Consider the following 19,082-nt stretch of genomic DNA (forward strand, 5'->3'; position numbering starts at 1 on the left):
GCTGGAGGCTCAAGCACAGAAGCCAATGAGGCGCCCCCCCCCCCCGATTAGATGGAGGGCGGACATCAACATCGAGGGGGTCAATTTTGGACGCTGATTGGGGGTCACTTTTCGGTGCTGTTTGACAGCCTGAATGAGCGCTCGAACATCATCGTGATGGTGGACGAGGCGCACCGCACCCAGGAAGGCGACTTGGGGCGCAAGATGCGCGATGCACTGCCCAACGCCTTTCTCTTTGGTCTGACCGGTACGCCGATCAACAAGCGGGACCGCAACACTTTCTGGGCCTTCGGCGCGGACGAGGATGAGCAGGGATATATGAGCCGCTACTCGTTCCAGGATTCGATCCGGGACAAGGCCACGCTGCCGCTGCATTTCGAGGCGGTGGACGTGAAGCTGCATATCAACAAGGACGCCATCGACGAAGCCTACTCCCAGATGACTGATGAGTTGAGCGAGCTGGATCGTGACGATCTGGCCAAGCGGGCCGCCAAGATGGCGGTGCTGATCAAGGCCCCGGCACGGGTGAGCGCCATCTGCCAGCACAACGTCAAGCACTTCCAGGAGAAGGTGGAGCCGAACGGCTTCAAGGCCCAGGTGGTGACCTTCGACCGTGAATGCTGCGTGCTCTACAAGAAGGCCATGGACGAGTTGGTCGGTCCAGAGGCCAGTGCCATCGTCATGCACACCCAGGGAGGTAAGTCCGATCAGTACGCGGAATGGAAGCTTACTAAGGACGAAGAGGAAAAACTCCTCGACCGCTTCCGCGATCCGATTGACCCGCTCAAGCTCCTGATCGTCACCTCCAAGCTGCTGACCGGTTTTGATGCGCCCATTCTGCAGGTGATGTACCTCGATAAGCCAATGAAGGATCACAACCTGCTCCAGGCCATCTGCCGCACTAACCGTGTTTACCCTGGCAAAACCCATGGCCTGATCGTGGACTACCTGGGCATCTTCGATGACGTGGCCTTGGCCCTCGATTTCGATGAGAAGGCGGTTCAGAAGGTCATCACCAATCTGGACGAGCTCAAGAAGGATTTGCCCGGCGTGGTGACGAGATGCCTAGCGTTCTTCCCCGGTGTGGACCGTACCGTGGGCGGCTACGAGGGGCTGATCGCGGCGCAGGATTGCCTGCCAGATAACGAGACCCGGGACAAGTTCGCGGCGGAATATTCGGTGCTCTCCCGTCTGTGGGAGGCGCTGTCTCCAGATCCATGTCTCGGCCTTTATGAAAAGGACTACAAGTGGCTGACCCAGGTATATGAGTCGGTGAAGCCGCCGAGTGGCAACGGCAAGCTGCTATGGCACGCCCTTGGGGCCAAGACCATCGAACTGGTACATGAGAACGTGCACCTAGAAACGGTGCGCGACGACCTCGACACACTGGTGATGGACGCCGAGGTCATGGAAGGGCTGCTCGATGCCAAGGACCCGAACAAAAAATCCAAGGAAATCGAGATCAAGCTCATCGCCCGCCTGCGCAAGCATAAGGACAATCCGAAGTTCGTTGCCTTGGGCGAGCGTCTCGAAAAATTAAAAGAGCGCCATGAGCAGGGCCTACTTAATAGCCTCGATTTTCTGAAAGAACTTTTGGTGTTAGCTAAGGAAGTTGTCCAGGCTGAACAAGCAGTCGACCCAGAGGATGAGCAGTTCAAGGCTAAAGCTGCATTAACAGAACTACTTACTGAAGCTAGGAACGGTAAAACACCCGCGATTATTGAGAGGGTCGTCACCGACATCGATGAGATAGTTCGCTTGGTTCGTTTTCCAGGATGGCAGGATACAAAAGCTGGAGAGCGAGAGGTTCAAAAAGCATTGAGGAAAATTGTTTACGTGAAATATCAATTTAAGGATCAAGATTTATTCGACAAAGCATTTATTTACATAAAACAGTATTATTAGCGTGTACATATTTTGCTTTGCGACATACATATTATGTAATGAATTTGCACGACAAAACATGGCATGCTTATCTTTCCATTTTAGAGGATTATAGCACATGGAAGATTGCTACACATTTTTCATATCTGAGCAAATTTCGAAGATAAGGGCATCGTTGAGAAGAAAAGGATATTATCCTTCAAGAGATAGACTGGTCAAAAATCTAAATATTGCTATTGATGCTTTTGCTGATAGATATGCAGACTTGCAAGATTGAGATGGTTTGATCGGAAATTATTATGAAGAAGAAGAGACTTATGATTTTTGCATAAAAAAGGACGCAATAAAACTTATTATGGAGGAAATGATCGCAGAAGGCATTACAAGAGATGAAAAGAAACAAAATAATATTCTAGCTTAGACTATGGTCGCATATAAACTCTCGCGACAGGATGAACGACTACATCTCCAAGCAAGTAGATATGGCCAAATTGCGAGCCGTCATCGATCGGGTAAGTGCAGAATTATCCTCCACAACCACCTAAAATGTCACGCGATTCGGCTGTTATACGGATCGGAAATGATATTGAGTGGATAGCCTCCAGTACCACCATTTCTTGCCCAAAAATACCGCTTTTTGCACTTCTGAGGGTGGTACTGTAAAATTTTAAAAAATTATCCTAGGCGGTTATCCTGCGGGGCTGGCCTATGGGGTACAGGTGCTCTAGGTAGTAAAGCTAATTTTTAAAATTTTTTATATCGTAATTTCAGGTTTTTATGTTCCTCCTGGCGCTGTCGGGCTCCTGAAATAAATTACGATACTCTCTCGCTGCAAAATTTGGCACGATTTTAAATGTTTTATTTCAACGTGATGGCGAAAGAATCTTTTTGTGTCTCGTCTTATTCCTCGCCGACACCCTGAAAAATGAAATGTACCCGGCTGATACTGATTTGACGGGTCAATACCGGCAGTTGTACTTATGAAGAGAAGCTCCTGCTTGGGGGCGTCTGTGCGCAAGAAGAAACGGTGAACGTTTTGGTGATCGGGAAGCGCACCGCATCGCGGTGCTTGATTTCGATGACACCAGTGTGGATCGGGTGGTCGATCTCACCAGGCGACGAGGCTATTGCGTTTCGGTCCTGAGCCCGGCACACCTCAACCGAGAAAGGATCCCGCAATAATGAGAGGCTAATCCATGAAAACAAAAAATGAAGATAAGGACAGCTTGTCATGGAAAGCGGATGCGGCGTTCCTTCAAGCAGCTAAGAAAGTCATCCAAAAAGCCAAGCAGACAGATACGCCTGTGGTCATCTGGGAAGAAGGGCAAGTTAAAGAAGTATCCGCGACGGAAATGGAGTCGAGGCTGAAAGCTAAATGATAAATGCGGGAATTTTTCCTCGATTTGACGCTCATGGTCTTTGTCGACAACTGAAAAAGAGCTACATCTTCGCTCTGTCCCCGGATGTGATGATCGGCACGGCTTTCTTCGACCGGATGCGAGCATGTCCCCGGTGGGCCAAATCTTGTGAGCAGAGGTGAGTAAATTCTCGCGAGCGTAGAAGAAAGTGACAGAAATAAATAACCACCAAGACGTTCAGGAAGAACTCATTAACGATTTTATGCGAATTCAAAAGTCTGGAAAGGTAACAGTTTTAGAGGTTGCTATCGTTTCATGGGACTGTCAAAACCCCTATTTGGAATGGAAAATTTTTTGTACATGGCAGGGGATACCTACTTCCTCAGAGGTTGCCGCAGCAGAGCAGCAGGTCCTGTTGGACAAAGAATTTTTCGGTCGTTGTTCGCGTTGTGGTAGACTGTGCAACTCTGGCCACATGCACAATGACAATACATGTCAGGGATGTGCAGAGAGATATTTAGGTATCGTTCACTGACGAGAGGTTCTTGCTATACGTATTTTCTGCATCAGTATGATTATTCCCGTACGAATTTATAGCTCTGTGTGCTAGATATGTAATTTGTTGCGAATCTGCCTGGAGATGAAGGCAGCCTGGACCGGTTATCAAATTATTATCGGAGCAAATTACACACCGGAGTCGGTAAGAATCGCTTGCGGTCGTTCCAAACGGAAATAGCCAATTTTGTAACTTGCTTGTGTGACAGAGAAAGTTTCGCAAGGCCGTTCCTTGTCTGATAAAATTCAAAAATAATTTAGCATGGGAGGAAACCCAATGTCAACCCAGGTCAAGATCTACACGCTTTCCACATGCTCGCACTGCACTAAGGCTAAAGAATTCCTTGACGAGAAGGAGATTGCCTATGACAGTGTCAGTGTAGACTTCATGTCCGGCGACGATCGTACTCAAATTCTTGAGATCATTCGAAAATTAAACCCATCGATAACGTTCCCGACTATTGTTATCGGTAGCAAGGTCATCGTAGGTTTCCGCCGAGATGAGATTGAAGTAGCCCTCAAAGATTGCGAGTGATAACGAATGTTAAGGTCAATGCATGGCAGCAACCTTGATGTCGCCATCTGTGAAGGGCTTGTCCGTAATGCTGAAAAGTAAATTATTTCGATGTTTTTGGAAGATTTAAGCCGGCCTTCATTGCAAAATTCTGTGACAAAGCGAAACGCAAGAGATTGCGTTTGGGGATAACCAGGTCGGCGCTAACCAAATCTTGCCATTAAAGTTAAAAAAAAGGGGAAGTCTCGACAAAACTTCCCCTATCTTGTCACTATCTTTTCAACCATACAACCGCAGAATCGTCAACGTCAAACCCGTCTCCATCTGAATTGATTACGATCTTTGTTTTGTCAAGTATTCCAAGGCTACGAGCGCTATCTGTAGATGCACCAATGAGAGATTTAATGTAAGAAGTGTAAGAAGGTTTTGTCGCGAATAATTTGAGCTCTCTGGCCATTTTATCGTATCCATGTGTTTCTAACTCCTTTGAACATTTATCGATGTTGCTGTTTTTGATACTAATTGGTTCAATCCAAATTCCATCAGGTTCAAACTTGGCCAATGAAGAAAGAATGGAATGGATGTCGCTTTTGCCGTTAATAAGTGCGGGCATACAGGGGCTTATCATTCCAAACGTTGATATTCCATTTTCGTGAATTATTCTATAGGCTTCTAATCTTTCCGAGATAGACGAGCAATTCGGTTCCAGCATTTTACAAAAGTTGTCTTTACTTAACGGCGCAGGAATGCTTATTCCAATAGAAACCCGGTCTTTATAGTATTTAAACAAATCTAAGTCGTAGAGAACGGATGTGCTTCTAGTTAAAACTCGTACATATGCATCGGACTTGCTTAACACTGCTTCAATGCACTTACGACCAAGTCCAATTTCAAACGACTCTGGTGCATAGGGGTCTAACAATGCTGAAATCAATACAATATCGGTTTTGTTTAGTTTGTATCCAGTTCTAGCGGTGCGAATAGGTGTCCATGGGTCTATTACTCCAACGTTTTGTTCAAATAATTCGAAGGCGGTGTATTTGATCTCTTTGAAAAATTCATGCCTGTACACATAACTAGGGTTAGTGCAGAATTTACAGCCGAGACTGCAGATCATTCCTGTGTTAACGGTGTGTGTAGCCAGTTGTCTTTTTAAGTAGTCCTTGGTTTTGGTTATAGCTACGTTTCTTTGTAAAATAAATTTTGTCGTCATAAGTTCTCCTCAATGTGTAATTATTTTAGAAACTTTGGTCAATAAGTTTAGTTTCCCAAGTTTCTGATTCCATTATATCTTTAATTTCTTTGCAAAGTAGAACTTATCAATAGAAAATAAGAAGAGATTTAAAGATGCAAGTGCAAGTCTTTAACTATTGGGGAAGACAATTCTGTGGAGCATAGGATGGCGACTTGGAGAGGGGAGGGGGAATAGCAACTGCTAGCAAAATCTGAAATTGCTATTGCTAATCAAATGATTTCAAATAGTTAAGCCCCTTTTTGAATAGCAATTTGGGGTTGCTATTGCTATCGATAACCCCTTGAAATATTTAGACTAGCAATAGCAAAACGCTATATATATTGGGAGGGGTTGCTTTTGCAACCCCCTCCTGTATCACAGTAATGTCGAAGCGAGTTGCTGTAGAAGTTGAACCAATTAAAAAAATCTATTGAAAATATCTAACTAGATTATTGTAACAAAATTATAAAATTTATATTGTTTCTAAACAAATTTTATTTCAATATTATGAACCACTGGGGCAGTATTTATTTTCAGTTTTTCAGGTATTGTAGGCAGCTATTGTTTCAGTTTTGGCGTCATCTACAAGGGCTATTGAGCAGAGATATTTTTTTAAAGATATTATTTAGAGCATGCTCAGTGAGCTGATTTTGTTTGGCATATGAAGGAAAACGGGTATCCAGGTTGTTTGTTTTTATAAGTGAAAGTTTTTAGTCTGCTTTGCTGGGATTTTGATCATAGTGGTTTTGACGGCTGCAAGAATTTTTTCTACTATTGACGGTAATTAAAAAAATTTGAACTATAAGCGGATAATTAAATTTCCAACGACATGCAAATTATTGCTTAATCTGAAAATTTACCAAGAGAAAATGATCTATTCGCTTTTGGTTATAACGCGAAGCAGCATAATCTTACGGCCTTCTTTCATGCAATTTATAGAGCAACTGTAGGAATTTCTCTTTTTGACGGAACGAAAATTGACGATGGAACTTCATGGTAAATTTTGTATGCTTAAGCTAAAGAACGTCCAAGGGTATGGCCTCTTGACGTGTTTTAAAAATCCTTCTGGCTCAGGTGGAGCATCTGGTCAATTGCATCATTGAATGCTCCTGTGTCAAAATGTTGGGATGTGGCTAAGAAATTTTTGGGTTTTGACTCTATTGCGAGGTACAGGATGAAAAATACAGCAGATATAATTGCGAGGAAACTTCTTGAATATAAAATGCCGAAAGTAGTCAATCTCGACAGCTATCGATCTGAAGTTGAATTTCTTTCAGCGAACAACCTTGGGCCGACAGCATTAGATGATATGGTTAGCCAAGGATACGATGTTTCACATGCTGCATACGTATTTACTATGAATTTTACTTCTGTCCTTTCGGAACAAATGGCAAGCCTTAAAGAAGCGAAAAAGTTGTTTAAAATTCTAAACGATGCTACAGAGGAATATATACCTCAAGGCCCACCTATTAGCCCCTTGACTAATAGTTACTTTTCTTTATGGGCCTGCTTCGACCTGGTCTTTGGTGGCGGGCAAGTAACAATTGGCAATTGTGCTCTTGCTTTCGCTGAAAAAGCAAAGATTGGGAGATGGTTATGCGATACATTGCTATTTTTGTCCGTCTCGAGAATGGGTTTTTATGTCCATTGCGGTAAAGATGGCGATTTCGTGAAACTCAGGGAAATCGGCACTCAAGAAATCTTGTATTGCCATGTCCCTGTAGATTACAAAGGTAAAAAAGGAGAATTGTGGTTCGTTAGACTGGCTCCTGCAGTGTTCTCTCCTGACAAGTATTTTGTAGTACTGACGACTCCTTATATTGTGGTCGGCTACTCAGAGTCGGATTATCTGTCGAGTTTCCAGCGTGAATTCGAACGGACGAAGTTATCTGTCAAGAAGCTTGATGAGGAAACTTTTTTGGCTGATTATTACAAATTTGGGTCAAGCAGAATGCATTGGAATGAATATATTTTCTGTGCTTACACTTCGCATACAAAAGACGCTATTTTTCTAACGGGAGTTCCTGATTTAAAAGAAACTTTGCCACATGCTTAGGTTTGTATAGGTAATGGCATGGAGACAGATGGAAATATAAAATCACAACTTGCGGACCTGCAGGGGCAAATCGAGCGCGTAACATTCTCAAACGAAGAGAATGGCTATACTATTGCAAAAGTTAAAGTCTATGGACGCCGAGAGCTTGTAACTGTAGTCGGCAATATTGTTTGTCCTACTCCTGGTGAAATTATCAAGATGAAGGGGGAGTGGTCGAACCACCCGAAGTTTGGGGAGCAATTCAAACTTGCCTATTACAAGACAACTGTCCCCGCATCCGTTCACGGCATCGAAAAATATCTTGGCTCCGGTCTGATCAAGGGCATCGGCCCGGTCATGGCGAAGAGGATTGTCAAACTATTCGGTGAAGCCACCCTGGATGTCATCGAAGCCGACATCCAGAAACTTGTTGAGGTTCCTGGCATCGGCAACAAGCGGATCGGAATGATCAGTCTGGCCTGGGAAGAGCAGAAAGAAATCCGCTCCGTCATGCTATTCCTCCAGACCCACGGCGTCAGCTCCGGCTACGCGACGAAAATTTACAAGCAGTACAAAAACGAGTCGATAGCCGTCGTCCAGGAGAATCCTTACCGTTTAGCCCATGACATCTTCGGAATCGGTTTCGTAACCGCTGACAAAATAGCCCAAAAACTTGGCTTCGATAAGAATTCCCCACTCCGAGCAGAAGCCGGCATCCTGTACGTCCTTCACCAACTTTCAGACGAGGGGCACGTATTCTACCCCAACGATCCATTGATTGAGAAGGCCAACGAGATTCTTGAGGTCGAGCCTGGTGTCCTGTCAGACTCCATCATCCGGCTAGAAGCAGAGAAGAAAATAGTCGTTGAAACCGTGGACGCTCCGAATGGCCCCGTAGAGGCCGTTTATCTGGCCAAGTACCATCTTTCCGAGAATCAGGCAGCAACGCGCCTAAAGGGCCTCCAGGACGCTCCTAAGGGGGTCCGGTCCATAGACGCCGCAAAAGCCGTTGCATGGGTCCAAGGTCAACTCGTCATGACTCTGGCAGCCAAGCAGGTAGAGGCTGTCATGGCGGCGGCCACGAATAAGGTTCTGGTCATCACTGGTGGCCCTGGCACAGGTAAAACGACAATTATCCGGGCTATCCTGAAAATTTTCTCTGCGATTACGAAACATATTTTACTGGCGGCTCCGACAGGGCGTGCGGCTAAGCGAATGTCTGAAGCCACCGGCCATGAGGCGAAGACTCTTCACCGACTGCTCGAATATTCGATGCAAAAGGGTGGCTTCCAGAAGAATGAAGATCATCCCCTTGATTGCGAACTCATCGTTGTCGACGAAGCATCGATGATCGACTTGATTCTCATGCACCACCTTCTCAAAGCGATTCCTAAGCCGGCTACCTTGATCCTGGTTGGGGACGTTGACCAACTGCCCTCAGTTGGTGCCGGTAACGTTCTCAAGGACGTGATCGCATCTGGCGTCATCCCGGTTGTCGAATTGAACGAAATTTTCCGGCAAGCCCAAGAGTCCTCAATTATTATCAACGCCCATCGAATTAATAAGGGCAATATGCCGGATACCCGGCCTAGAAAAGATCTCACCGATTTCTATTTCGTAGAGAAAGAGGACCCCGAAGAAGCGCTCCAAATGATCATAAAATTGGTAAAGGAACGCATACCGGCCCAATTCGGTTTAGATGCGATCGACCATATCCAGGTGCTGACACCGATGAACCGTGGAGTCGTTGGCACTGGAAATCTAAACACCGCGCTTCAGGCTGCCCTAAATCCTGGAGAAGGGGGAGTTCTCAGGGGTGGGCGTACATTTAGGATCGGCGACAAGGTCATGCAGATCAAAAACGATTACGACAGGGAAGTCTTCAACGGTGATATTGGCAGGATCGCCGCCATTGATGATGAAGCCCAGGAGGTGACGGTTGCCATAGACGGCCGGCCCGTGGTCTATGAATTTGCCGACCTAGACGAATTAGTGCTTGCTTACGGAGTCTCGATCCATAAGTCCCAAGGCTCTGAATATCCCGCTATCGTGATTCCAGTTATGATCCAACATTATATCATGCTTCAAAGGAACCTGCTTTACACCGGGGTGACTCGTGGAAAGAAACTTGTTGTCCTCGTAGGCACGAAAAAAGCTCTCGGAATTGCCGTTAGAAACAACAAAACAATTGCTAGAAATACTTATTTAGCCCAGCGCTTAGCAAAAAATGTGGTTCAAAGACGTGGTGTGGAACGTGTCAGAATTCAAGCTTCATCTTTAGATCTGGAATAATATGATATTTTTTATGTGATCATAAATTTTTTATCGTGGGTATGCACTTGACTCCGGTAGACTATCTCCATAAATGCCAAAAGGATGGAGCAAAATTTTCCTAATACCCTGCTTGAACTTGAAGACCGTTTCGGGACTGATGATGCATGCAGAGAGTATTTGCTGCAGCTTCGTTGGCCTGATGGCTTCTGTTGTCCTCGTTGCAACCACGATGAATATTGGACACGCTCAAACGGATTGCTTGAGTGTAAACAATGCTCCTTTCAATCCTCCGTAACCGCTGGGACAATATTTCAAGATACTAAGAAGCCGCTTCGGCTCTGGTTCCGTGCCATGTGACACATTACGAGCCAGAAATACGGGGCAAATGCGCTTGGACTGCAGCGTGTTCTTGGACTTGGCAGTTATCGAACCGCTTGGTCTTGGATGCACAAAATGCGTCGGGCAATGATACGACCTGGAAGGGAGCGAATATCCGGCATCATTCAGGTAGACGAGACACTTGTAGGAGGGCAGAAAACAGGCAAGCGGGGACGTGGGGCTTTTGGAAAAACCTTGGTGCTCGTCATGGCCCAAGTTGACGGCAAGTGGATTGGAAGAATTCGCCTTTGCATTATCCCTGATGCTTCTGGAAAGAGCCTGAGAAGTGCCATACTGCAATTTATTGAGCCCGGGTCTATTGTGCGAACCGACGGATGGAAAGGGTACAACATCATCGAGAAAGATGGTTACACTCACCAAATTGTCAGGGGAGATGCCCAGGTTGGAGATGATTTGCTTCCCTACTGCCATCGCGTCGCCAGCCTTCTCAAGAGGTGGCTTATGGGAACGTTGCAAGGGGCAGTCAGTTCTGAGCATCTCGCATACTACCTGGATGAGTTTACGTTTCGGTTCAACCGCAGGCGGTCAAAATCTCGTGGCAAGCTGTTCTATCGTCTTGTACAGCAAGCTGTCATGGTGGAGCCAGCTCCGCTCAAAACGCTGGTCAAACAAGCCAGAGGCAAGAGACCTGGGTTGAAAACTTAGAACCGGAGTCAAGTGCATACCCACGTTTTTTATACTTCCATTTCTAATTACTGTCAAATTAAATCCTGGGCCAGTCCGCGTGTCACCGTCAGGCCGAAATTATTAGGAGATATGTACTACAAACGCCAAAAGGCGGCCTTTCGACCGCCCTTTGGCTGTAGTTGTTCAGGATTTTCCCAGGCGCAAGTTATTGCGTTTCCTCTAACACTTGAATGACCACCCGTTCTTAGCGTGGGCAGCAGTAATCCGGCGTTCCATTTCTGTGAAGAAGACGATGTTCAGCAGGTTCCGATACTGCACACGATTGACCCCAAGAAGATGGCCGATTTCGATGTTTAACGTGTTGCCGAGGTATTCCTCAAACTCCTTCCTGTGGTTATAGGTCAGATAGAAGTTCCCTCTTTTAGGGTCAGGCTGGCTGTTGTCCTTCGGGAAGTATAGACGGTCATAGCCAGGATTCTTTGTTGTGGGTTCCTTATGGTTGTTCCACCACATGACATTGCCATATTTGAGATATCGAGACCATGAGCTTGAATCGCTACTCCATGCGGGCATCCCGGCAAGGTGGTTGTAGTTTGTGTTGCCAAATATATGAACGAGAACGCCCTTGTTGTGAAATCGCCAAACGGCTGATTCCATTTGATCAAAGGCCCGTCCTTCCTCACATTGCCCAATTGCAACGATCTTGTACCCTTGGCCGATATAGTACTCGATTTCTCCTCGAAACAAGTCATGAACGACCGGGATAGCATCTACGCCATGGCGTTCGAGATAGAGTTGGTTCCGAAGGTTGGCTTCCCGTCCGTAGATGCTGAAGTCTTCGTCAAGATTGAACATCAAGTCGTAGCAGCTAGCTGCGGCTGATGCAAAATGACCATACTTCTTGGCAATGTCGAACATCTGCCGGGTCCACTGACTTTTGTTAAGGGTGTAAGCTCCGCTGTCGAGCAGAAGGCATCCAATTTCATCGCGATACGTTTCTTGAAACGCTTCCTTGTCCACTTTACTCGCATAAGTAATGAGGACGTTGATCTTATGATCCCGGAATATCGCTTTATAAACGAGGATGTCGTTTATGCGAGGTGAAGAAATTGCCAAACGCATTACTTTGCGGCTCCTTACCCCTCCCCAGGGATGCCCAGGGAGGGGTGGCTGTAGTTGGTAGATTCTAGTCCTTAGAGGACACCTTCAGCTTGAGAGCTTCCAGTCCCTTGATCAGAGCATCGATACGAGAGAGTTCGATCGGCGTCTCTATCGTGGGCAACTCCATGAACTTGTTTACTGTGTCGAGCAGGATTTGAGCCTGTTCATGGATGTTGGGCAGTTTAGGGGAGTTTTCAGACTCATCCCCAGGGCGCTTCCCGTCATTCTTAATGATTGACAGGAGGTATGCATCAAGTTGTTCGTTTGTGCCGTTACTCGCCTTTATGGCCTTAAGCGCTTTGATGTCACGGCCTTCAATCTTATGGCCGGCCTCAGTATACTTAAGGTTTGTTTCCTTGCTCCCGTTTAAGCCATTGGCTTGTAAACGGGCATAGGAAATACTAGCGTTGATCTTTTCCAGGACCTCTTCGTATACCGAGTCAGCGCTAATGTCGTATATTGACATCAGGCTGCCGAGTGGATCGGTCTGGTCCAACCAATCGATTTTAGACAGGATCGGACCTACTTTTCCAAGCTTGTCAACTCCCCAGTACAAGTAAGATGTGACGCCAGGGATTCTGGCGATGGACATGTACAGTTGGCGAATGCGTGCCTTGATCTTCAGATTGATGCCTTTTGCTTCGCAATAACCTTCCCAGCTTTGGGTTGAATCATTGCGGACCTGGCTTTCCATATTGATCAAGATTGTTCCAACGATGTACGCGTGCTTTCCTGCTAAAGCATTTGCTTTGCCGATAGCCACTTCACACCGTTTTGTCTCTTGATCTAATAAGTCCAGAAGATCGTCAGGGGAGGTTGCTTCCTTGAGCTTCTTTTTTAACTCTTTTAAAGCCTTGCCCTCAAGGTCCACGGTGACTTCAACCGTAACATGCCCATGCTCATCTGTAGGGATGCCCCCAACACCGCCGGTTGCGCCGGTAAACGCCTCCACATTTTCTTTCCGCATGGATTTTACGATTTCATCCAGCGTTTCTTTTTGCGGAGGTTTGCTGGTGAACCCTTCCATAGGTCCACCAGGTAGAGCGGAGCCACCAACTTTGTTAACAGCACCATTGTAGTCAGCCATTTTGTCTCCTTTGTGATGCCCCGACGGTGCCGATATAGCGGTGGGCTATAGGGGTAGTCAGGGCAACACGTGGCTGCAAGTTGTCAAAGAACGTCGATTGGACAATTGGTGCGTGTAGTTCTGTCTATGGCGGTTGCATCGTGTGTTCCTCCTTCAGTGTAGTCTGCGAGTTGACTTAGCAGGAGGAGTTCCACATCTCGTTTCTTCAATTATTTCAGCGAAACGTTCACAAATTCTAGTCCAAAAGATGGTTTTTAAATAAGAAGTTCCTATTTTAAAAATATTTAATTAATAGGTACTTCTTATTTAAAAGCTAAGGGTTGGATTCGGCAATTTTTACTATATACTTGAATTTGTTTATATAGCTTGATTATAGGCAGCGTATGCACGTCTTTTGCTTATTGGGCTGTATGCGATGCCAACTGCTTGAAAATAATTTAGGCCGCAGGATGTCTGCCCAAGAAGTCGCCGATTTTGTTGGCAGATGCTCGGGATCCGTATATAAAAATTATCGCGACTATGGCGGTGTCCGAGACGGCCGCCACATCCTGTTCTTTGAAAAATGGGTGTTGGAGGCCCTCGAAAAACGGAGGAGCCATGCCTGTTCGCAGGAAAGATCGGAAGGGGAATCGGTATTGGTACGGGCGGATCACACTCCCTTCGGGCAAGAGCGTAGAGAAGCGGTGCGAAAGCAAGCGGGAAGCCCAGGAGTGGGAAGTACTGGCTCGATCGAGGGTCGAAACCTTCGAGGAGACCGACACGGTATCTTTGGCCCTCTTAGCGGAGAAGCACCTGGACCATGTGAAGACCCGACTCTCTGAAAAATCCTACGATGAGAAGCGCCGAGTCTTTCGCAGGCTGTGCCAGGAAATTCCGCCAGCAACCGAAGTTGCCAAGGTGACCTATGCCCGGGTTGAGACTGTCCTTGATAAGATCAGCCGGGAGAAATCCGGGCACCGAGCTAATAAGTATCGTGTCCACTTGGTCCGGGCATACAACTGGGGGATGAAAGCCCTTGGGTTGCCTAGTCCGAATCCCTGGCAGATTGAAAAGTACAAGGAGGAGAAAAATCCTCGGTATGTGCCGTCTGAGGCTGATTTCTGGAAGGTCTACGCGGTTGCCGGCGAGGAAGACCAGCGGATGCTGCTCACCTACCTGCACACTGCCGGGCGGATGCGCGAGATTTTCAACCTCAGCTGGGATGATGTGGATTTTGAGAGCCAGCGCCTTCAGCTCTGGACCAACAAGCGGAAGGGCGGCCGGGAATGCGATTGGATTCCCATGACGGATGAGTTGGCACAGGCCCTCCGGGTTCAGCGGTTGGTGACGGGATTCCAGAATTACGTCTACGTAAACCCTGATACTGGGACCTGTTACAAATGGCACCAGAAATTCATGCCCCGTCTTTGCATAAGGGCAGGGGTCAAGGAATTTGGGTTCCATGCCATTCGACATCTCTCGGCGAGCATCCTTGACCAAGCGGGGATTCCTCTGGCGGCCATCCAGGCCATCTTGCGGCACAAATCCAGCCATACGACCGCTCGATACCTGCACACGCTTTCGGGGACGAAGGTGGCCTTGAATGAGGCTTTCAGACGATCGACAGGTATTGATGGCGTTGGGGCAAAGAAAAAGGCCCAGGAAGGTGGAGCTTCCCGGGCCTAGGCCGAAAACAGAATAGTGAGTCAGCGGGTGAGTCACCAATGAAAAAGGGGCTAAGCTTGTAGCCTAACCCCTTGAAACATTTGGTGCGCCCGAGAGGATTCGAACCTCTGACCTACGGATTCGTAGTCCGGCGCTCTATCCAGCTGAGCTACGGGCGCGCCGAGAAGGAGGTATCTACGGAAAGACCCCGGGCCCGTCAACAGGAAATTTCAGATCAGTCCATTTTTTTGCAGGCCACTGGCCTGAAGTGCGAAAACGGAGACGGCGTTTACCCCCGGCCCAGGCCAGGGAGCGCCACTTTGCAGCCGTCCGGCCGCGCGCCAAAAAAAAGCCCCGGTTGCCCGGGGCTGTCGCTGGCGCGCCAAGAAACCGAATGCCGGCTACTCGCTGACCACTTCGGCCTTCTCGATCACCACCGGGGCAACCGGCACGTTCTCGTGGAAACCCTTGGTCATGGTCGGCACGGCCTTGATGGCGTCCACCACTTCCTGGCCCGAAACCACCTTGCCAAACACCGCATAGCCCCAGCCCTGCGGATTCTTGCCGGTGTGGTCCAGGAAGCCGTTGTCGGCCACGTTGATGAAAAACTGGGCCGTGGCCGAATGCGGATCGCCGGTGCGGGCCATGGCCAGGGTGTAGGCCTTGTTTTTCAGCCCGTTGTCGGCTTCGTTCTGGATGGGAGCGTCGGTGGCCTTTTCCTTCATGGCCTTGTCCATGCCGCCGCCCTGCACCATAAAGCCGGGGATGACCCGGTGGAAAATCAGACCGTCGTAGTGGCCCTTTTTCACGTAGTTCAAGAAATTGGCCGTGGTGGCCGGAGCCTTTTCCTTGTCCAGCTCGATAACGATATCGCCCTTGCTGGTCGTCAGTTTGACCATCGGATTGCCTCCCTTGGCCCAGGCGGCAGACATGCCCCCCAGGGTTACGGCCAGAACACAGCACAGTGTGAGAATCACCCGCAGCCAGTTCATCCGGCCTTTTAATACCATTACGTCAACCTCCGGAAAAAGTTTTATCGCCCTATGAGAATTTTTCAATTTCGTCGAGTCCAAAAATAACCGGCTTTAACCGTTGCCAATTTTCCCGGTTCGCGTCAATGATCACTGCAATTTCCATCCTTTCCCCAGGTTGCGGGCAAAAGTGGGTCAAACATGGGACGAAATCGAGTCGTTGTCTATCCGGACTGGTGTAAGGGCTGCGGCATTTGCGCCGCATTTTGCCCGAAAAAGGTGTTTGCCGTCGGCTTGGACGGCAAAGCCCAGGTCGTAAACGAGGAGGCCTGCGTCAATTGCGGCTTTTGCGAGCCGCATTGCCCGGATTTTGCCGTCATGGTGATCCCGGAAAACGACGTGCCCGAAACACCCGAACCTGCTCCAACCGAGGCCAAGGAGGAGACGCTGTGACCGCCCCGCGAAAAAAACACCGCGAAGCCTTTCTGCTCGGCAATGAGGCCGTGGTCGAAGGGGCGCTCGCCGCCGGCTGCTCCTTTTATGCCGGCTATCCCATAACGCCCTCCACGGAAATCATGGAGTGCATGGCCAAGCGGCTACCCCATGTGCCGGACGGGGTCTTTCTCCAGATGGAAGACGAAATCGCCTCCATGGGGGCCGTTATCGGTGCATCCCTGGCCGGGCGAAAGGCCATGACCGCCACCTCCGGTCCCGGGTTTTCGCTCATGCAGGAGCAGATCGGCTACGCGGCCATGACCGAAACGCCCCTGGTCCTGGTCAATGTCATGCGCGGCGGGGCCAGCACCGGCTTGCCGACCAGCCCTGGCCAGGGCGATGTGCAGCAGGCCCGCTGGGGCACCCACGGCGATCATCCTATCATCGTGCTGTCGGCCGCCGACGTGCCCGAATGCGTGGAAATGACGGTGACGGCTTTTAATTTCGCCGAAAAATACCGGACCCCGGTCATTTTGCTGCTGGATGAAATTACCGCTCATACGCGCGAAAAAATTGATCTGCCCGAACCCGGGGATTTCGAGATTTTTTCCCGCCTCACCCCGACCATGCCGCCGGAATGGTACAAGCCGTTTGAAGAAACCATGCGCGGTGTGCCGCCCATGCCGCCTATTGGCTCGGGCTACCGCTTTCACGTCACGGGCCTGACCCACGACGCCCTGGGCTTTCCCACCAGCCGCCCTGAGGAAGTCCGGGCTTTGACGGAACGGCAATTTCGCAAGATCGACCGGTTTTTCGAGGATATCCAGCTCGTGGAGCATGTCGGGACTGCTGACGCCGAAGTGGTGGTCATCGCCTATGGCTGCGTGGCTCGTTCGGCCCGGTTGGCCGTACGCCAGGCCCGGGAAGCCGGGGTGCGGGCGGGCTTGCTTGTGCTCAAAACCCTCTATCCCTTCCCGCGCCGCCATGTGGAGCCGCTGCTGCGCTCCTGCCGGCTGGCCGTCGTGCCCGAACTCAACATGGGCCAGCTTTCGCGCGAGGTCAAACGGGTCAACGAGGGCCATACCGTCGTTCGCACCATCAACCGCATCGACGGACAGATCATAACGCCCTCCCAGATTCTCAAGGAGATCGCGTGACATGGCTGAAATTACCCAGTTAATCCATAAGTATCTGCGCCATAACAAAAAGTTCCCGCTGGTCTTTTGCCCTGGCTGCGGCCACGGCATCGTGCTTGGGTCTTTGGTGCGCAGCGTCCACGCCCTGGGGCTGAATAAGGACGATGTGGTCATTGTGGCCGGCATCGGCTGTTCCGGCCGCATCGCCGCCTACGTGGACTTCAACACCGTCCACACCACCCACGGCCGGGCGCTGACCGTGGCCACCGGCATCAAGATGGCCAATCCCAAGTTGACCGTCATCGCGGTCATGGGCGACGGCGACGCCTTTTCCATCGGCGGCAACCACTTGATCCACGCCGCCCGGCGCAACATCGGCGTCACGGCCCTGGTGCTCAACAACTTCATCTACGGCATGACCGGCGGCCAGTGTTCGTCCACCACCCCCGAGGGGGCCTATTCCCACACCAGCCCCATGGGCCAGCTCGAAAGCGCCTTTGACATCGTGGAATTGACCAAGGCGGCCGGGGCGGCCGGGGTGTCCCGGGGCACGGTCTATCACGTCAAGGAACTCGACGCCCTGGTGGCCGACGCCCTGTCCCGGCCGGGCTTTAACCTGGTCGAGGCGTTGACCCCGTGCTTTACCCAGTACGGGCGCGGCAACGGCTTTAAAAGTGCTGTGGAGATGTTTCGCTGGCTCAAAGATTCCTGCCTGCCCATCGAACGCTTTGAAAAACTGGAGGATCGCACGGGCAAGATTCCTCTCGGTTCATTCGTGCGCCGCGACATTCCCGGGCTGGAAACGCGCTATGCGGCCATGTGCGAAGGAGTGCGGCGCAAAAAGGGAGGTGCGGCATGAGCGGGGCAGACAGCCGCGACAGTGCGGCGAAGGGTGCTATGGCAGAGCGCAACGGGAACGGGGGCGGCAACGGGAACGGCAACGGCCAGACCCTGGCCCGCTACGAAATCCGGCTGTCCGGGCTTGGCGGCCAGGGCATCCTGACCATGGGCAAGCTGCTCGGGCAGGCGTTGGCCCTGGGGCACGGCTACTACGTCACCCAGACCCAGAGCTACGGCCCCGAGGCCCGGGGCGGGGCCAGCCGGTCGGATCTGGTCGTCAGTTCCGAACCCATCAGCTACCCCAAGACCGAGTACCTCGATTTGCTGGTGGCCCTGTCCCAGGAAGCGGCGGCCAGCTACTATTCCTATCTCAAGCCCCGGGGCACGCTGCTGGTGGATTCGGAGCTGGTGCGCCAAAGCCCCACCAACGTCTTTTTGGGCCTGCCCTTTACCCGGCTGGCCCGGGAGAAGGTGGGTGTGGCTCAGGCCACCAACGTGGTGGCCCTGGGAGCGGTTGCCTATCTGCTCCCCTTTGCCCGCATCGAGGCCATGCGCAAGAGCCTGAAAACCGCTTTGCCTGAAAAAATCCGCGACGCCAATGTCAAGGCGCTCAACCTGGGTTACCAGGAGGCCAAAAAACATTTCGGCCAGCCCATCACCTTGCCGGACCCGGCCGGGGAGGGCGAGAGCAACGGGGTGCGCATGGATCTGACCGATATCATGGCTGAGGATTGAGCCGCACCGGCCCCCTCTCCTACCCGGCATGCGGTCAGGAGAGGGGGGCAGCCGTCCCGGTCCCCAGCCGGGCGGCGTGCCAGCCAATCCCCATAACCCCCTTAAATAACTTCTCCCATTCGGGGGGTCCGGGGGGATCATCCCCCCGGCCGCCGGAGGCCTCTTCCGTCTCTCTCCACCAGCCAAAGGAGTA

At 50.1% G+C, this 19,082-nt stretch carries 15 protein-coding genes, 1 tRNA gene and 1 pseudogene; 12 read left to right on the top strand and 5 right to left on the bottom strand.

Annotated features, from left to right (window positions below):
• The first annotated feature begins 114 nt into the window (after positions 1 to 114).
• The 4 genes from GTA51_RS14915 (at position 115) to GTA51_RS14930 (ending at position 4,332) form a co-directional block, all read left to right on the top strand.
• Positions 115 to 1,905: a type I restriction endonuclease subunit R gene (locus tag GTA51_RS14915; protein ID WP_343039521.1), complete on the top strand. Its 1,791-nt coding sequence runs from the start codon at positions 115 to 117 to the stop codon at positions 1,903 to 1,905.
• 97 nt (positions 1,906 to 2,002) lie between these two features.
• Positions 2,003 to 2,161, top strand: a complete 159-nt coding sequence (locus tag GTA51_RS14920) for a hypothetical protein (RefSeq protein WP_160962434.1) — start codon at positions 2,003 to 2,005, stop codon at positions 2,159 to 2,161.
• Positions 2,162 to 3,080: 919 nt separating this feature from the next.
• Positions 3,081 to 3,263: a hypothetical protein gene (locus GTA51_RS14925; protein ID WP_160962436.1), complete on the top strand. Its 183-nt coding sequence runs from the start codon at positions 3,081 to 3,083 to the stop codon at positions 3,261 to 3,263.
• Between the two features lie 811 nt (positions 3,264 to 4,074).
• Positions 4,075 to 4,332, top strand: a complete 258-nt coding sequence (locus GTA51_RS14930; RefSeq protein WP_160962438.1) for a glutaredoxin family protein — start codon at positions 4,075 to 4,077, stop codon at positions 4,330 to 4,332.
• Between the two features lie 250 nt (positions 4,333 to 4,582).
• Here GTA51_RS14930 and GTA51_RS14935 read toward each other — a convergent pair whose 3' ends face one another.
• Positions 4,583 to 5,524 (bottom strand): radical SAM family protein, encoded by a 942-nt coding sequence (locus tag GTA51_RS14935; protein ID WP_160962440.1) that lies wholly within the window; start codon positions 5,522 to 5,524, stop codon positions 4,583 to 4,585.
• Between the two features lie 1,195 nt (positions 5,525 to 6,719).
• Between GTA51_RS14935 and GTA51_RS14940 the strand changes: the two genes are divergently transcribed.
• The 3 genes and pseudogenes from GTA51_RS14940 (at position 6,720) to GTA51_RS14950 (ending at position 10,898) form a co-directional block, all read left to right on the top strand.
• Complete coding sequence (locus GTA51_RS14940; RefSeq protein ID WP_160962442.1) at positions 6,720 to 7,601, top strand: hypothetical protein; 882 nt, start codon at positions 6,720 to 6,722, stop codon at positions 7,599 to 7,601.
• 18 nt (positions 7,602 to 7,619) lie between these two features.
• Positions 7,620 to 9,872 carry an SF1B family DNA helicase RecD2 gene (gene recD2, locus GTA51_RS14945; protein WP_160962444.1) on the top strand — a complete coding sequence of 751 codons (2,253 nt, stop codon included), beginning with the start codon at positions 7,620 to 7,622 and terminating at the stop codon, positions 9,870 to 9,872.
• Between the two features lie 84 nt (positions 9,873 to 9,956).
• Positions 9,957 to 10,898 (top strand): annotated as a pseudogene (locus tag GTA51_RS14950) (IS1595 family transposase).
• A gap of 201 nt (positions 10,899 to 11,099) precedes the next feature.
• On the opposite strand, the gene GTA51_RS14955 reads toward GTA51_RS14950, so the two are convergent.
• Both GTA51_RS14955 and GTA51_RS14960 read right to left on the bottom strand, forming a co-directional pair.
• The gene (locus GTA51_RS14955; protein WP_160962446.1) at positions 11,100 to 12,002 is read right to left on the bottom strand and encodes a hypothetical protein; all 903 of its coding nucleotides are present in this window, start codon (positions 12,000 to 12,002) and stop codon (positions 11,100 to 11,102) included.
• A gap of 64 nt (positions 12,003 to 12,066) precedes the next feature.
• Positions 12,067 to 13,128 (bottom strand): hypothetical protein, encoded by a 1,062-nt coding sequence (locus tag GTA51_RS14960; protein ID WP_160962448.1) that lies wholly within the window; start codon positions 13,126 to 13,128, stop codon positions 12,067 to 12,069.
• Between the two features lie 597 nt (positions 13,129 to 13,725).
• Here GTA51_RS14960 and GTA51_RS14965 point away from each other — a divergent pair.
• A complete protein-coding gene (locus GTA51_RS14965; protein ID WP_160962450.1) occupies positions 13,726 to 14,793 on the top strand; it encodes a tyrosine-type recombinase/integrase in 1,068 nt (355 codons plus the stop codon).
• Positions 14,794 to 14,874: 81 nt separating this feature from the next.
• On the opposite strand, the gene GTA51_RS14970 is transcribed toward GTA51_RS14965, so the two are convergent.
• Positions 14,875 to 14,951, bottom strand: a tRNA-Arg gene (locus GTA51_RS14970).
• A gap of 222 nt (positions 14,952 to 15,173) precedes the next feature.
• Positions 15,174 to 15,782: a peptidylprolyl isomerase gene (locus GTA51_RS14975; protein WP_160962452.1), complete on the bottom strand. Its 609-nt coding sequence runs from the start codon at positions 15,780 to 15,782 to the stop codon at positions 15,174 to 15,176.
• 162 nt (positions 15,783 to 15,944) lie between these two features.
• Between GTA51_RS14975 and GTA51_RS14980 the strand changes: the two genes are divergently transcribed.
• Genes GTA51_RS14980 through GTA51_RS14995 form a run of 4 tightly spaced genes read left to right on the top strand, consistent with a single transcriptional unit; the run spans position 15,945 to position 18,889 of the window.
• Positions 15,945 to 16,196 (top strand): 4Fe-4S dicluster domain-containing protein, encoded by a 252-nt coding sequence (locus GTA51_RS14980; protein ID WP_160962454.1) that lies wholly within the window; start codon positions 15,945 to 15,947, stop codon positions 16,194 to 16,196.
• Positions 16,193 to 17,335 carry a 2-oxoacid:acceptor oxidoreductase subunit alpha gene (locus tag GTA51_RS14985; RefSeq protein WP_160962456.1) on the top strand — a complete coding sequence of 381 codons (1,143 nt, stop codon included), beginning with the start codon at positions 16,193 to 16,195 and terminating at the stop codon, positions 17,333 to 17,335. Before GTA51_RS14980 ends, GTA51_RS14985 begins: the two co-directional genes overlap by 4 nt.
• Before the next feature lies 1 nt (position 17,336).
• Complete coding sequence (locus GTA51_RS14990; RefSeq protein ID WP_160962458.1) at positions 17,337 to 18,173, top strand: 2-oxoacid:ferredoxin oxidoreductase subunit beta; 837 nt, start codon at positions 17,337 to 17,339, stop codon at positions 18,171 to 18,173.
• 38 nt (positions 18,174 to 18,211) lie between these two features.
• The gene (locus GTA51_RS14995) at positions 18,212 to 18,889 is read left to right on the top strand and encodes a 2-oxoacid:acceptor oxidoreductase family protein (RefSeq protein WP_160962506.1); all 678 of its coding nucleotides are present in this window, start codon (positions 18,212 to 18,214) and stop codon (positions 18,887 to 18,889) included.
• Positions 18,890 to 19,082 lie beyond the last annotated feature (193 nt).

Origin of the sequence: Solidesulfovibrio aerotolerans (assembly GCF_009856865.1) — a bacterium.
GTDB lineage: Bacteria > Desulfobacterota > Desulfovibrionia > Desulfovibrionales > Desulfovibrionaceae > Solidesulfovibrio > Solidesulfovibrio aerotolerans.

Excerpts from the sequence above, each read along its gene's own strand:
- GTA51_RS14920 (WP_160962434.1), top strand. The coding sequence starts at position 2,003 with ATGGAAGATTGCTACACATTTTTCATATCTGAGCAAATTTCGAAGATA.
- GTA51_RS14925 (WP_160962436.1), top strand. The coding sequence starts at position 3,081 with ATGAAAACAAAAAATGAAGATAAGGACAGCTTGTCATGGAAAGCGGAT.
- GTA51_RS14930 (WP_160962438.1), top strand. The coding sequence starts at position 4,075 with ATGTCAACCCAGGTCAAGATCTACACGCTTTCCACATGCTCGCACTGC.
- GTA51_RS14935 (WP_160962440.1), bottom strand. The coding sequence starts at position 5,524 with ATGACGACAAAATTTATTTTACAAAGAAACGTAGCTATAACCAAAACC.
- GTA51_RS14940 (WP_160962442.1), top strand. The coding sequence starts at position 6,720 with ATGAAAAATACAGCAGATATAATTGCGAGGAAACTTCTTGAATATAAA.
- recD2 (WP_160962444.1), top strand. The coding sequence starts at position 7,620 with ATGGAGACAGATGGAAATATAAAATCACAACTTGCGGACCTGCAGGGG.
- GTA51_RS14955 (WP_160962446.1), bottom strand. The coding sequence starts at position 12,002 with ATGCGTTTGGCAATTTCTTCACCTCGCATAAACGACATCCTCGTTTAT.
- GTA51_RS14960 (WP_160962448.1), bottom strand. The coding sequence starts at position 13,128 with ATGGCTGACTACAATGGTGCTGTTAACAAAGTTGGTGGCTCCGCTCTA.
- GTA51_RS14965 (WP_160962450.1), top strand. The coding sequence starts at position 13,726 with ATGCCTGTTCGCAGGAAAGATCGGAAGGGGAATCGGTATTGGTACGGG.
- GTA51_RS14975 (WP_160962452.1), bottom strand. The coding sequence starts at position 15,782 with ATGGTATTAAAAGGCCGGATGAACTGGCTGCGGGTGATTCTCACACTG.
- GTA51_RS14980 (WP_160962454.1), top strand. The coding sequence starts at position 15,945 with ATGGGACGAAATCGAGTCGTTGTCTATCCGGACTGGTGTAAGGGCTGC.
- GTA51_RS14990 (WP_160962458.1), top strand. The coding sequence starts at position 17,337 with ATGGCTGAAATTACCCAGTTAATCCATAAGTATCTGCGCCATAACAAA.
- GTA51_RS14995 (WP_160962506.1), top strand. The coding sequence starts at position 18,212 with ATGGCAGAGCGCAACGGGAACGGGGGCGGCAACGGGAACGGCAACGGC.